Consider the following 12,494-nt stretch of genomic DNA (forward strand, 5'->3'; position numbering starts at 1 on the left):
GAGGAGTTTATAGGATGGCGTTGCCCGAGCGCGAGGGTATGGATTTCGACGTTGTGATCGTCGGTGCGGGGCCCGCTGGCCTTGCCGCCGCGATCCGCCTCAAGCAGATCGCCGCCGATCTCACCGTCGTCGTCGTCGAGAAGGGGTCCGAGGTCGGTGCGCATATCCTGTCCGGCGCCGTGATCGATCCGCTCGGGCTCGACCGACTGCTCCCCGATTGGCGTCAGGACGAGGCCCGGCCGCTCAAGACCGAGGTCGAGCGTGACGAGTTCCTGTTCCTCACCAAGAACAGCGGCATCGCCTTGCCGAACTTCGCTTTCCCGAAATTCATGTCGAACCACGGTAATTTCGTCGGCTCGCTCTCGAACATGACGAAGTATCTCGGCGCCAAGGCCGAGGAACTCGGCGTCGAGATCTATCCAGGCTTCCCGGCCTCGGAAGTGCTCTACGACGATGCCGGTACCGTCATCGGCGTGGCCACCGGGGATCTCGGCATCGGCAGGTCCGGCGAACCGCGGGACGACTACACCCGCGGTATGGAGCTGCGCGGCAAGTACACGATCTTCGGCGAGGGCGCGCGCGGCTCGCTCACCAAGACGCTGATCGACCGCTTCCAGCTCAACCGGGACAGCGATCACCAGAAGTATGGCCTCGGCGTCAAGGAACTCTGGCAGCTGAAGCCAGAGACGTTCGAGCCGGGTCTCGTGCGCCACACCATGGGCTGGCCGCTTTCGAACAAGACCGGCGGCGGCTCCTGGCTCTATCATTTCGACGATCACCTGCTCTCGGTCGGCTTCGTCACGCATCTGAATTACGAGAACCCGACCCTGTCGCCGTTCGAGGAGTTCCAGCGCTTCAAGACCCACCCGATGATCCGCGACGTGTTCGAGGGCGCCAAGCGCATCGGATACGGTGCCCGCGCGATCATGGAAGGCGGCTGGCAATCGGTGCCGAAGCTCGTCTTCCCCGGCGGCTGCCTCGTCGGCTGCTCGGCCGGCTTCGTCAACGTCCCGCGCATCAAGGGTTCGCACAACGCCGTGCTCTCCGGCATGCAGGCGGCCGAGGCCATCGCGGCCGCCCTCACCGCCGGCCGGCAAGGCGACGAACTCACCGATTACGAGACGGGCTGGCGCGACAGCGACATTGGCCGCGACCTCAAGCGCGTGCGCAACGTCAAGCCGCTCTGGTCGAAATACGGCACGCTCGTCGGCGTAGGCCTCGGCGGCCTCGACATGTGGTCGCAGACGATCCTCGACGCCTCGCCCTTCGGCACACTCAAACACGGCAAGCCCGATCACCTCGCCACGAAGCCGATCTCGGAGGTGACACCGATCGTCTATCCGAAGCCCGACGGCAAATTGACCTTCGACCGGCTCTCCTCGGTCTATCTTTCGAACACCAATCACGAAGAGGACCAGCCGCCGCATCTCAACGTCAAGGACGCGGCGCTCCAGAAGTCCTCGGAGCACGACGTCTATGGCGGCCCCTCGGCGCGGTACTGCCCGGCGGGCGTCTACGAATGGGTGCAGGAGGGCAATGGCGTGCGCTACCAGATCAACGCGCAGAACTGCGTCCACTGCAAGACCTGCGATATCAAGGACCCCAACCAGAACATCAATTGGGTGACGCCGGAGGGGCCGGGCGGGCCGAACTATCCCAACATGTGAGGACGCACCGGACCCTAAGTGCCCGCCATCCTTTCGCCTTGCGAGGATGGCGGGAAGAGTTCAGTGTCCCCGCCCGATCGGCATCGGTCCCTGACGGACGATGCGCTACAAACGCGACTGGTGCCCATGAACGGAAACGCCGCGACCCGCCGGACCCTCTCGGCTCTCGCCCTGTGCCTCGCCGCCTCCGTGGCGACGTCGGTCACGGCCCTGGCCGCCCAGCCCCGGGAATCGGCTCCGGTGACGGAGTACGAGCCGGCCGAGTCGCTGGAGGGCAACTTCCTGTCCGCCTATATTGCTGGCGCGTCCAAGGACACCTCCGCCGCCGCAAGCTTCTACCGCGAGGCCGTGAAAGCGGACCCGCGCAATGCGGAACTGCTCGAGCGCGCCTTCGTGTCGCTTCTCGCGGACGGAGCACTGCCAGACGCATTCCGCGCGGCCGAGCGCCTCACCGCCCGCGATGGATCGAACGGCCTCGCCCAGCTCAGCCTCGGGGTTCGGCAGATCAAGGCCGGCCAGTTCGCGCAGGCCCGTCAGAACTTCGCCCGCAGCGGACGGGGTGCTGCAGCCGATCTCACCAGCACTCTCCTGACCGCCTGGGCCTATGCCGGTGCCAATGATGGCAAGCGCGCCCTCGAAGTGGTGAACAAGCTGAAGGGCGAGCGCTCTTACAACACTTTCCGCGACTTCCATGCCGGGTTGATCGCCAACCTCGTCGGCGATCAGGCGGAAGCGGAGCGCCGGCTCAAGGCCGCCTACGACGCCGACCAGAATACCCTGCGCATCGTCGATGCCTATGCCCGGTTCGAAGCGCAGGCCGGCCGCACGGACCTCGCCATCCAGGCCTATACCGCCTTCGATCAATTGCTGCCGCGCCACCCGATCGTGCGCGACGCCCTCGACAAGCTGAAGGCCGGCAAGCCCCTGACCCGCCTCGTCAACACCGCTCAGGAGGGCGCCGGCGAGGTACTCTACGGGCTCGGCTCGGCCGGATCGACCCAAGGCGACGAGTTGCCCGCCGTGGTCTATCTGCGCCTCGCCCTCTATCTCGCCCCCGAACACGCCCTCGCCCGCCTGACCCTCGCCGACACGCTCGACCGGATGAAGCAGACCGAGCGCGCCAACGATGCTTATGCGCAGATGCCGGCATCTTCGCCGCTGAAGCTCAACGCCGATATCCAGATCGGCCTCAATCTGGAGCAGATGGGCAAGGGCGAGGAGGCGACCCAACTCCTCGACGCCGCCATGAAGGAGCATCCCGACAGCATCGACGTCGTGACCGCCCTCGGCAACGTCCAGCGCTCGCGCAAGAAGTACGAAGAGGCGGCGGCCACCTACAGCCGCGCCATCGAGCTCATCGGCAAGCAGCCGGCGTCCAATTACTGGACGACCTTCTACTTCCGCGGCACCGCCTACGAGCGGGCCAAGCAATGGCCCAAGGCCGAGGCCGACCTCAAGAAGGCCCTGGAACTGGTCCCGCCGAACCAGCCGGCGGCGCGGGCGCAGGTGCTCAACTACCTCGCCTATTCCTGGGTCGACCAGAACATGAATATCGACGAGGCCTTCACCATGCTGAAGCAGGCCGTCGATGCGAGCCCGCGCGACGGCATGATCATCGACAGCCTCGGCTGGGCCTATTTCCGCCTCGGGCGCTACGACGATGCCGTGCGCGAGCTGGAGAAGGCCATCGAGCTCAAGCCCGGCGACCCCACGATCAACGACCATCTGGGCGATGCGTACTGGCGCTCGGGCCGGAGGCTCGAAGGCAAGTTCCAGTGGCAGCACGCCAAGGACCTGAACCCGGAGCCGGACGATCTCGTGAAGATCAATGCGAAGCTCAAGGACGGCCTGCCGGAACTCGAAAAGCCCGCTGCCACCGCCGAGAATCCTCCCGAGGCGGAGAAGGTGAATCCCGATCTGCCGAAGGGCGCTCCGGCCCCGAGCGAGCCCCCCGGCGCGGCCGACAAGAAGACCGGCGGCTGACACCGGCTTGACGGGCGGGGGATCGCGGGGCCAGACCGGCCACGCATTCCCGCGGTCGACAGATCCGCCCCTCTCCGACAGAGCAAGCCTTGCCCATCCTCGTCACCCGCGCTCCGGCGAAGATCAACCTGACCCTTCACGTCCTTGGCCGTCGTGAGGGAGACGGCTACCACGAGCTCGACAGCCTCGTGGCCTTTACCGGATCGGGGGATACGCTGAGACTGGTGCCCGGGGCCGGCCTCACCCTGGATGTGTCCGGGCCCACCGCCGGACCGGCCGGTCCCCTCGGCGACAACCTCGTGATCCGTGCCGCCACAGGACTGGCCAAGGCCATCCCAGGGCTTCGTATCGGTGGCTTCCACCTCATCAAGCGTCTGCCCGTGGCGGCCGGGATCGGTGGTGGATCGTCGGATGCCGCCGCCGCCCTGCGGTTGTTGGCGCGACTCAACGACCTTCCCCTCGATCACCCCGCCATTGTCGAGGCCGCCCGCGCCACTGGGGCGGACGTTCCCGTCTGCCTCGATCCGCGCGGTCGGATGATGAGGGGTGCCGGAGAGGATGTCGGACCGGCGCTGGGTTTCGCGCCTTTGCCGGCCGTACTGATCAATCCCGGCGTGCCGGTCGCCACCGCACCGGTCTTCAAGGCGCTGGGGCTGACGGTGGGGCAGCGCCACGCTGGCGAGGCCCACCCGCTCCTCGCGCGAGGTCTCGGCTTCGGCGAGATCCTGGCGGCGGTGACGCCGGCTCGTAACGATCTCGAGGCGCCGGCGCTCACGGTCGCCCCCGTCATCGCAGATACGCTCACGGCCCTGCGCGACCGGCCGGGATGCCGGCTCGCCCGCATGTCCGGCTCCGGTGCTACGGTGTTCGGCTTGTTCGCCACCCGATCCGATGCGGTTCGGGCGGCTGCCGCCATCCGCGCGATGCAGCCATCCTGGTGGGTCCGAGCCGCTTTGCTGCGGTGACGGCCTTCCCTGCACGGCTCGTGTGACGAGCCGTGATCGGCTGGCCGCTTTCGGCTCAGTGAGCCCGGGCGATGCAGAAATCCACCACCTGAAGCAGGGCCGATTTCATCGGCCCGTTGGGGAACAGCGCCAGGGCGTCACGGGCGATGGCGCCGTAATGCCGAGCGCGGTCGATCGTGTCTTCGAGAGCCCGATGTTTCCGCAGGATGGCGAGCGCCGTGTCGAGATCGGACTCTTCGACCTGACCGTCCTGGAGTGTGCGACGCCAGAAGGTGCGCTCCTCCTCGCTGCCCCGTCGGAAAGCAAGGACGATTGGCAGGGTGATCTTCCCCTCGCGGAAATCGTCGCCGACATTCTTGCCCATCGAAGCACTGGTGCCGCCGTAATCGAGCACGTCGTCGATCAACTGGAAGGCGATCCCGAGATTCATGCCGTAGGAGCGGCACGCCGCCTGCTCCGCCCTTGGGCGGTCGGCGATCACCGGGCCGACCTCGCAGGCGGCGGCGAACAATTCCGCCGTCTTCGCGCGGATGACGGCGAGATACTCGTCCTCCGAGGTCTCGGTGTTTTTGGCGGCGGTGAGCTGCATCACCTCGCCCTCGGCGATGACGGTCGCGGCGGCCGAGAGGATGTCGAGAGCACGTAGAGAGCCGACTTCCACCATCATGCGGAAGGCCTGGCCGAGCAGGAAATCACCGACGAGCACGCTCGCCTCGTTGCCCCACTTGATCCGCGCCGCGACGCGGCCGCGCCGCATGTCGCTTTCGTCCACCACGTCGTCGTGGAGCAGGGTCGCGGTGTGCATGAACTCGACGCTGGCTGCGAGCTTCACCGCCCCCTCCCCGGCCCCGTAGCCGCAGAGATCGGCGGTTGCGAGGGTGAGGATAGGACGAAGGCGCTTGCCCCCGGACGCGATGAGATGGTTGGCCACCTCCGGAATCATCGCGACATCGGATCCGGTTCGCGACAGGATGGTCGCGTTCACGCGCTCCATCCCCTTGGCGACCAGGGCCACAAGATCGTTCAGGCTCGACTCCGGATCGGAGCGGCCCTCATCGAAGGAAACGACGACACCCAAACTCGATGCCTCCCGAGCTTTTCACACCAGGCAGATCCCGGCGGCGCACCAGCCGCTCGGACCGATCCGCTCGGCCGGGCTATCTCCCGTGACCAACATCCACGCGGGCACCCCTTCGCATGCGCGCCGAGGCGCTGCAACATCCCGCGTTTCTCGCTGTATACAAAGGGTGGCGGCAGGGAGCCGCCGATGGGGCGGGTGGACGCATGAGAGAACTCATCCGGAGCAACGACATCGTCCTGATGGGCTTTGCCGAGTCGCTCCTCCAGGGGGCGGAGATTCCGGTCCTCGTCGCAGACATCCACATGAGCCTGCTGGAAGGTTCGATCGGCGCTTTCGCACGAAGGCTTCTCGTGCCCGACGACCATGCGACCGAAGCGCGCCGTCTGCTGGAGGATGCCGGCCTCGCGCACGAACTGCGCGATGCGTGAACCGGGTGACGAGCAGGCGGAGCCTGGGCCGAATCTCTGGCTCGGCGGACGTCTTCGTCTGTATCAGCCGCCGCGAGGCGCCCACCGCGCGGGTACGGATGCGGCATTACTGAGCCGGTTGGTGCGACCGAAGTCGGATTCCACGATCGTCGATGTCGGTGCGGCAAGCGGAGCGGTGGGTCTCGCGGCGGCGCTAGAGGAACCGAGCGCCAGGATCGTCCTGGTGGAGAGAGACGCGGACCTCGCTCGTCTCGCCCGCAGGAATATCGAGGAGAACGGACTTCAGGGTCGGGCAGTCGTCATCGCCGCGGACGTCTTCTCGGTCGAAGCCCGCCGGGCGGCCGGGCTCGGACCCGAGATGGCCGACATCGTGCTCACCAACCCTCCCTTCTTCGAGGTGGAGCGTCACAGGCCATCGCCCGTCGCGGGGAAAGCCTCGGCCCATACCTTCGCGGAGGGCGGGCTCGAACCCTGGCTGAAGGCCTGCCTCGATGTGCTGAAGCCCGGAGGGACGCTTGGCCTGATCCATCGCGCCGATGCCCTCCCCGACTGCCTCGCCGCCATGAGGAGGCGCTTCGGAGGGATCATGGTTCGACCGGTCCATGCGCGAGCCGGGCGGCCCGCGATTCGTGTTCTGATCACGGGCATCAAGGGAAGCCGCGCGCCTTTTTCCCTGGCGCCGCCGCTCGTCCTGCATGGCGAGGACGGCGTGATCACGTCGGAGGCCGACGCTATCCATCGTGGGCAGCCCTGGCCGGCTTGAACAAGGCGACGGCGAGGGCATAGGCCCCCGCCGCCAGACGATACGGCACGTTCGCTGAAGCGTCAGTAGAACCGGCGCCAATGGTGGTGGCGGTGATGCCAATGCCGGCGGTGCCAGTGGTGACGATGCCAGTGATGACGGCGATGCCAGTAGGGCCGGCGCCATCCATAGGCGGGACGGTGGTAGCCGTAGACCGGGCGGTAGAAATGTGGCCGCCAATAATGCCGCCTGTAGCCGTAATGCGGCCGGTGCCAGACGTGACGACGATGCCAGTAATGGCGGCGATGCCAGCGGTGACGGTGCCAATGGGCCTGCGCCACAAGCGGCGTTGCGGCAGCTCCCTCGACGGCGGTGACGGGCAGTGGAGCGGCGCGCGCCTGGTTCAAGGAACCATAGGCCCCGCCCAATACCCCCATCAGAACGACCATCCACGTTGCGATACGCATGATGCTCTGTCTCCCTCCTCTTGTCCGGGCGTCGCCCGGTGGCCTCCGCGCTGCGGCACCGTGCTGCAACCCCGGCAGAGAAGAACGGCGAAGCCTGTAAATCGGTTCGGTCATCTCCATTTCGTGACTGTTGCCGGGTGGGGAGATGTCGCTCGTTCCCCGATCCGAGCGGCCCAGAACTTTCCAGCGAGACGAGACTGATGTCCCTTCCCCTGCCACGCTTCCTCCACCCGATCCTCCCCAAGGCGTGGCGTGGCCGCAAACCGACCGTGGCGGTCATCCGTCTCAGCGGCGTCATCGGTGCCGTCTCGCCGTTGCGGTCCGGCCTTTCCATGGCCACCGTGGCCTCGAGCCTTGAGAGCGGATTTGGAATGACCGGCATCTCGGCGGTGGCGCTGGTCATCAACTCGCCCGGAGGATCACCGGCCCAGTCCCATCTCATCCACCGCCGCATCCGCGCGCTGTCGATCGAGAAGAAAGTGCCCGTCTACGCCTTCGTGGAGGATGTCGCTGCGTCCGGCGGCTACATGATCGCCTGCGCGGCGGACGAGATCATCGCCGATCCGACATCGTTGATCGGTTCGATTGGGGTGGTCTCGGCGGGGTTCGGCTTCGACAAGCTCATCGAACGGATCGGCATCGAACGCCGGGTCCATACTCAGGGCGAAGCCAAGGCGATGCTGGACCCGTTTCGCCCGGAGAACCCGGAGGACATCGTCCGCTTGAAGGCGATCCAGGCGGATGTACAGGATCTGTTCACCACGCTCGTGTCCGAGAGGCGTCCCGCGGTTCGCGCTAGCGGCGACAACCTGTTCACCGGCGCGGTCTGGACGGGGCGGCAGGCGCTGCCGTTGGGCCTCATCGATGGCCTGGGTGATGCCCGCTCGACGTTGCGGGCGCGGTTCGGGGACGACGTCGTGCTGAAAGTCGTGGCCGAGAAGCAGGGTTCGTTCGTGAGCAGGCTCCTGCGCCGGGCCGTTCCGGGCTCCACGGTCGTCGACGGCCTTGCCGCCGACGCCCTCGCGGCGGTCGAAGAGCGGGCGGCCTGGGCTCGCTACGGGTTGTGAGGTCTCAGCGAGTCGCGATGGTGCAGGCCGAGGACGGCGCGCCGTAGCCGGAATACACCACGCGCACTTTGCGGGTGCAGGTCTCGGGCAAAGCAGGAGCCGGCACGCTAGCGACTTCGATCGGCGTCACCAGAGCGGGCATGGCGACGAGATCGGTCTTGTCCGTGGTGGCCAGCGCATTCGATGCCCCCATGACGAAGGGCGTTGCGGTCAGGGAAGCTGCAATGAGAGCCGCGAAGACAGTGAACGACTTGCGCATGGTCCGGTTTCCGCAATGTTCGCCGGTCGGTTGCGACCGGGCTGATCCCTTGATTTGTGCTAAGAACTTAGATCAAGCGAGACAGTTCCGGACGTAATGGCAATCGTGGCGGAAATGTGTGCCGCCGCGCACCCGCGTGGGTGCGGGGCTTCGGCTTGACAGCGCGGGCACGCCTCTTAAACGCTGGCCGCTTTCCCGCTTACCGGAAGCTAGCCATGTCGAGCGCACAAGCCCTGCCGAGCGCTGTCGATCTTGCCCCCAAGACCTCCTTCCAGGGCTTGATTCTCACCCTGCAGAATTTCTGGGCGGCGCAGGGCTGCGTGATCCTCCAGCCCTACGACATGGAGGTGGGCGCCGGCACGTTTCATCCGGCGACGACCCTGCGCGCCCTCGGGCCGAAGCCTTGGAAGGCGGCCTATGTCCAGCCGTCCCGCCGGCCGAAGGACGGGCGCTACGGCGAGAACCCCAACCGGCTGCAGCATTATTACCAGTTCCAGGTCATCCTGAAGCCCAACCCGCCGAACCTGCAGGAGCTCTACCTCGCCTCCCTCGACGCCATTGGTGTCGACCTGAAGCTGCACGACATCCGCTTCGTCGAGGACGATTGGGAGAGCCCGACATTGGGCGCCTGGGGCCTCGGCTGGGAGTGCTGGTGCGACGGCATGGAGGTGAGCCAGTTCACCTATTTCCAGCAGGTCGCCGGTGTGGAATGCGCTCCGGTGGCGGGTGAACTGACCTACGGGCTCGAGCGGCTGGCCATGTATGTGCAGGGCGTCGAGAACGTCTACGACCTCAATTTCAATGGCGGTGCGGGCGACGAGAAGGTCACCTACGGTGATGTCTTTCTCCAGGCCGAGCAGGAATACTCGCGCCACAATTTCGAGGCGGCGGATACCGCGATGTTGTTCCGCCAGTTCACCGACGCGGAGAAGGCCTGCCGCACCTATCTGGATGCGGGCGCGCCGGCGGAAGATTCGGGAACCCACCGGATGGTCCAGCCTGCCTACGACCAATGCATCAAGGCGAGCCACGTCTTCAATCTGCTCGACGCTCGCGGCGTCATCTCGGTGACCGAGCGCCAGAGCTATATCCTGCGCGTGCGCGAACTGGCCAAGGCCTGCGGGGCCGCCTGGCTGAAGACGGCGGGCGGCGGAGCGGGTTGAGTCGCGGCACTGCTGCCCTTGCACGACTTCAGGCGCCCGGCATCGTCTTCGTGACATGCCCGGTCATTCTCTTACCTTCGCATGATGATCGTCGGGCGCGCCCTTGGCGCCGACGACATCCTGGAACAACATCTCGGACGCCCGCTCCCCATGCCTGATCTTCTCCTCGAACTGCGCTCCGAAGAGATTCCTGCCCGCATGCAGCGGCGTGCCGCGGAAGATCTGAAGAAGCTCGTCACCGACGCATTGGTGGAACGCGGCTTCCTCTACGAGGGAGCGAAGGCCTTCTCGACCCCGCGCCGACTGGCGTTGCATGTGGCAGGCCTCCCGCCACGCGGGAAGGACGTCCGCGAGGAACGCAAAGGGCCCCGCGTCGGCGCGCCGGACGGAGCAATTCAGGGATTTCTCAAGAGCGCCGGTCTCGCGAGTCTCGATCAGGCGACCATCGTCACCGATCCGAAAAAGGGCGAATTCTATGTCGCCGTGATCGAGCGGGCCGGCCGCGAGACGCTCGACGTGCTGGCCGAGATCCTGCCCGCCATCATCAAGAGCTTCCCCTGGCCGAAATCCATGCGCTGGGGCGCAGCGTCTTCCCAGCCGGGGAGCCTGCGCTGGGTGCGGCCGCTGCAATCCATCGTGGCGACCTTCGGCCCCGAGACCGAGACGCCCGAGACCGTACCGTTCTCGGTGGACGGAATCACCGCCGGCACCACCACCTACGGACACCGGTTCCTCGCGCCCGAGGCCATCGAGGTGCGGCGGTTCGACGATTACATCCAGGCGCTGGAGCGCGCCAAGGTCGTGCTCGACCCGGATCGGCGCAAGGACATCATCCTGCACGATGCGCGTGACCTGGCCTTCGCGCGCGGTCTCGAACTCGTGGAAGACGAGGGCCTGCTCGACGAGGTCGCCGGCCTGGTCGAATGGCCCGTCGTGCTGCTCGGCACCTTCGATCCGAGCTTCCTCGACATCCCGGCAGAGGCGATCCGTGCCACCATCCGCGCCAACCAGAAGTGCTTCGTGCTGCGTGAAACGGGCACCGACACGCTGGCTCCCGCCTTCATCCTGGTCTCGAACCTGATCGCCAGCGATGGCGGCCTCGCGATCACCGGCGGCAACGAGCGCGTGGTGCGTGCCCGCCTCTCGGACGCGAAGTTCTTCTGGGAGACCGACAAGGCGATCAGTCTGGAAGACCGTCTGCCGAAGCTCGACAGCATCGTCTTCCACGAGAAGCTGGGGACTCAGGGTGAGCGGGTGGCGCGTATCGCGTCGCTGGCGCGCGGGATAGCACCCAATATCGGCGCGGATGTACAACTCGCCAGTCGCGGCGCTCAACTTGCGAAGGCCGATCTCGTGACCGAGATGGTTGGAGAGTTTCCCGAGCTTCAGGGCCTCATGGGCCGCAAGTATGCGGCGCTTCAAGGCGAACATCCGAGTGTCTGCGCGGCGGTGGAAGAGCATTACAAGCCCGTCGGTCCATCCGACCGAGTACCGACCGATCCTGTTTCGATCGCCGTGGCCCTGGCCGATAAGTTCGACACCCTTGCGGGTTTCTGGTCCATTGATGAAAGGCCCACCGGCAGCAAGGATCCCTACGCGCTTCGTAGGGCAGCCCTTGGCGTGGTCCGGCTGATTCTTGAGAATGGATTACGTCTGAACCTCCGAGAGGATGTGCTGGAGGACGCCTTTTATGTTCAGAAGAACCGTCACGTCGTCGTCATATCTCTTTCGGGGAATGACGAGCACGATATGGCCGCGCTGGAGAACCACGGCAGCCTCGACAACCCCATGCCTGGCGATCTCCTCAACTTCTTCGCCGACCGCCTGAAGGTCTATCTTCGCGACCAAGGCGCCCGCCACGACCTGATCGACGCCGTCTTCGCCCTGCCCGGCCAGGACGACCTCCTGATGGTCGTGCGTCGGGTCGAGGCGCTGGGCAAGTTCCTCGAGACCGATGACGGTAGGAACCTGCTCGCCGGCTACAAGCGCGCGGCCAACATCCTGCGGATCGAGGAGAAGAAGGACGGGCGCAGCTACGAGGCCGAGCCCGACCGCGTCGCCATCGCCGCCTCCGGCGAGCCGGAGGAGCAGGCTCTGTCCGAGGCGCTGGTGACCGCCCGGGAAGCCGCGTCGGCGGCCGTGGCGGCCGAGGATTTCTCCGGGGCCATGCACGCTTTGTCGATCCTGCGCGCGCCCGTTGATGCTTTCTTCGAGAAGGTCATCGTCAATGCCGACGATCCGGCCCTGCGTGAGAATCGCCTCGCCTTGCTCAACGCCTTGCGGGCGGCGACCCGGGAGGTCGCAGACTTCTCGAAGATAGAAGGATAGTGCGCGACCCTACCTGCAACAGGAGAATTTGGCAGGTCGGGGTGCGAAATGGGAACGGTCTAGCTCGCATCGCCGTTGGGCGCATGGTTTTGAAGGAGATTGCCATGCGTCATTCTATGCTTGCCACTGCTGCCCTGCTGACGCTCTTCGGGGTTTCGGCGGTTCAGGCCCAGACCACGATCATCGAGCGCGAGTCGCCCGAGCGCGTCATCGTCGAGCGGCCGGAATCTGAGTCCCGTACCGTGGAGACGCGCGAGACCCGTGACGGCTGCCGCGTGAAGTCAGTCACCCGCGAGAACGAAGTCGGTGACCGCAAGACCGTTACCCGCGAGAACTGCGACTAA

Annotated in this window: 12 protein-coding genes; 9 read left to right on the forward strand and 3 right to left on the reverse strand. The window is 66.1% G+C overall.

The features are described from left to right. Nucleotides 1-14: 14 nt before the first annotated feature. The 3 genes from ACYQOP_RS24910 (at nucleotide 15) to ACYQOP_RS24920 (ending at nucleotide 4,615) form a co-directional block, all read left to right on the forward strand. Entirely contained in the window at nucleotides 15-1,667 is a 1,653-nt protein-coding gene (locus ACYQOP_RS24910; protein ID WP_056430040.1) for an electron transfer flavoprotein-ubiquinone oxidoreductase, read from the forward strand. Nucleotides 1,668-1,793: 126 nt separating this feature from the next. After that, nucleotides 1,794-3,650, forward strand: coding sequence for a tetratricopeptide repeat protein (locus ACYQOP_RS24915; protein WP_056430037.1), 1,857 nt, complete (start codon nucleotides 1,794-1,796; stop codon nucleotides 3,648-3,650). A gap of 89 nt (nucleotides 3,651-3,739) precedes the next feature. Beyond that, the gene (locus tag ACYQOP_RS24920; RefSeq protein ID WP_461224779.1) at nucleotides 3,740-4,615 is read left to right on the forward strand and encodes a 4-(cytidine 5'-diphospho)-2-C-methyl-D-erythritol kinase; all 876 of its coding nucleotides are present in this window, start codon (nucleotides 3,740-3,742) and stop codon (nucleotides 4,613-4,615) included. A 55-nt stretch (nucleotides 4,616-4,670) separates the two neighbouring features. On the opposite strand, the gene ACYQOP_RS24925 is transcribed toward ACYQOP_RS24920, so the two are convergent. Further along, entirely contained in the window at nucleotides 4,671-5,693 is a 1,023-nt protein-coding gene (locus ACYQOP_RS24925) for a polyprenyl synthetase family protein (RefSeq protein ID WP_056430030.1), read from the reverse strand. A 206-nt stretch (nucleotides 5,694-5,899) separates the two neighbouring features. Between ACYQOP_RS24925 and ACYQOP_RS24930 the strand changes: the two genes are divergently transcribed. Both ACYQOP_RS24930 and ACYQOP_RS24935 read left to right on the forward strand, forming a co-directional pair. Next, a complete protein-coding gene (locus tag ACYQOP_RS24930) occupies nucleotides 5,900-6,124 on the forward strand; it encodes a putative signal transducing protein (protein WP_207410779.1) in 225 nt (74 codons plus the stop codon). After that, nucleotides 6,117-6,887 (forward strand): tRNA1(Val) (adenine(37)-N6)-methyltransferase, encoded by a 771-nt coding sequence (locus ACYQOP_RS24935; RefSeq protein ID WP_461224781.1) that lies wholly within the window; start codon nucleotides 6,117-6,119, stop codon nucleotides 6,885-6,887. The genes ACYQOP_RS24930 and ACYQOP_RS24935 overlap by 8 nt, the downstream gene beginning before the upstream one ends. A gap of 62 nt (nucleotides 6,888-6,949) precedes the next feature. Here ACYQOP_RS24935 and ACYQOP_RS24940 read toward each other — a convergent pair whose 3' ends face one another. Continuing rightward, complete coding sequence (locus ACYQOP_RS24940; protein ID WP_082470383.1) at nucleotides 6,950-7,333, reverse strand: hypothetical protein; 384 nt, start codon at nucleotides 7,331-7,333, stop codon at nucleotides 6,950-6,952. Nucleotides 7,334-7,533: 200 nt separating this feature from the next. On the opposite strand from ACYQOP_RS24940, the gene ACYQOP_RS24945 reads away from it, so the two are divergent. Further along, nucleotides 7,534-8,400 (forward strand): S49 family peptidase, encoded by an 867-nt coding sequence (locus ACYQOP_RS24945; RefSeq protein WP_461224783.1) that lies wholly within the window; start codon nucleotides 7,534-7,536, stop codon nucleotides 8,398-8,400. A 4-nt stretch (nucleotides 8,401-8,404) separates the two neighbouring features. Here ACYQOP_RS24945 and ACYQOP_RS24950 read toward each other — a convergent pair whose 3' ends face one another. Next, on the reverse strand, nucleotides 8,405-8,659 hold the full coding sequence (locus ACYQOP_RS24950; RefSeq protein ID WP_207410723.1) for a hypothetical protein: 255 nt from the start codon (nucleotides 8,657-8,659) through the stop codon (nucleotides 8,405-8,407). A gap of 215 nt (nucleotides 8,660-8,874) precedes the next feature. Between ACYQOP_RS24950 and ACYQOP_RS24955 the strand changes: the two genes are divergently transcribed. From ACYQOP_RS24955 to ACYQOP_RS24965, 3 genes are all read left to right on the forward strand, one after another. Next, complete coding sequence (locus ACYQOP_RS24955; protein WP_419951511.1) at nucleotides 8,875-9,822, forward strand: glycine--tRNA ligase subunit alpha; 948 nt, start codon at nucleotides 8,875-8,877, stop codon at nucleotides 9,820-9,822. Nucleotides 9,823-9,972: 150 nt separating this feature from the next. Beyond that, nucleotides 9,973-12,150, forward strand: coding sequence for a glycine--tRNA ligase subunit beta (glyS, locus tag ACYQOP_RS24960; protein ID WP_461224785.1), 2,178 nt, complete (start codon nucleotides 9,973-9,975; stop codon nucleotides 12,148-12,150). 104 nt (nucleotides 12,151-12,254) lie between these two features. After that, on the forward strand, nucleotides 12,255-12,494 hold the full coding sequence (locus tag ACYQOP_RS24965) for a hypothetical protein (protein WP_056430508.1): 240 nt from the start codon (nucleotides 12,255-12,257) through the stop codon (nucleotides 12,492-12,494).

This window comes from Methylobacterium sp. CM6247 (assembly GCF_054817925.1).

Excerpts from the sequence above, each read along its gene's own strand:
- ACYQOP_RS24965 (WP_056430508.1), top strand. The coding sequence starts at position 12,255 with ATGCGTCATTCTATGCTTGCCACTGCTGCCCTGCTGACGCTCTTCGGG.
- ACYQOP_RS24915 (WP_056430037.1), top strand. The coding sequence starts at position 1,794 with ATGAACGGAAACGCCGCGACCCGCCGGACCCTCTCGGCTCTCGCCCTG.
- ACYQOP_RS24945 (WP_461224783.1), top strand. The coding sequence starts at position 7,534 with ATGTCCCTTCCCCTGCCACGCTTCCTCCACCCGATCCTCCCCAAGGCG.
- ACYQOP_RS24950 (WP_207410723.1), bottom strand. The coding sequence starts at position 8,659 with ATGCGCAAGTCGTTCACTGTCTTCGCGGCTCTCATTGCAGCTTCCCTG.
- ACYQOP_RS24955 (WP_419951511.1), top strand. The coding sequence starts at position 8,875 with ATGTCGAGCGCACAAGCCCTGCCGAGCGCTGTCGATCTTGCCCCCAAG.
- glyS (WP_461224785.1), top strand. The coding sequence starts at position 9,973 with ATGCCTGATCTTCTCCTCGAACTGCGCTCCGAAGAGATTCCTGCCCGC.
- ACYQOP_RS24910 (WP_056430040.1), top strand. The coding sequence starts at position 15 with ATGGCGTTGCCCGAGCGCGAGGGTATGGATTTCGACGTTGTGATCGTC.
- ACYQOP_RS24930 (WP_207410779.1), top strand. The coding sequence starts at position 5,900 with ATGAGAGAACTCATCCGGAGCAACGACATCGTCCTGATGGGCTTTGCC.
- ACYQOP_RS24940 (WP_082470383.1), bottom strand. The coding sequence starts at position 7,333 with ATGCGTATCGCAACGTGGATGGTCGTTCTGATGGGGGTATTGGGCGGG.
- ACYQOP_RS24935 (WP_461224781.1), top strand. The coding sequence starts at position 6,117 with ATGCGTGAACCGGGTGACGAGCAGGCGGAGCCTGGGCCGAATCTCTGG.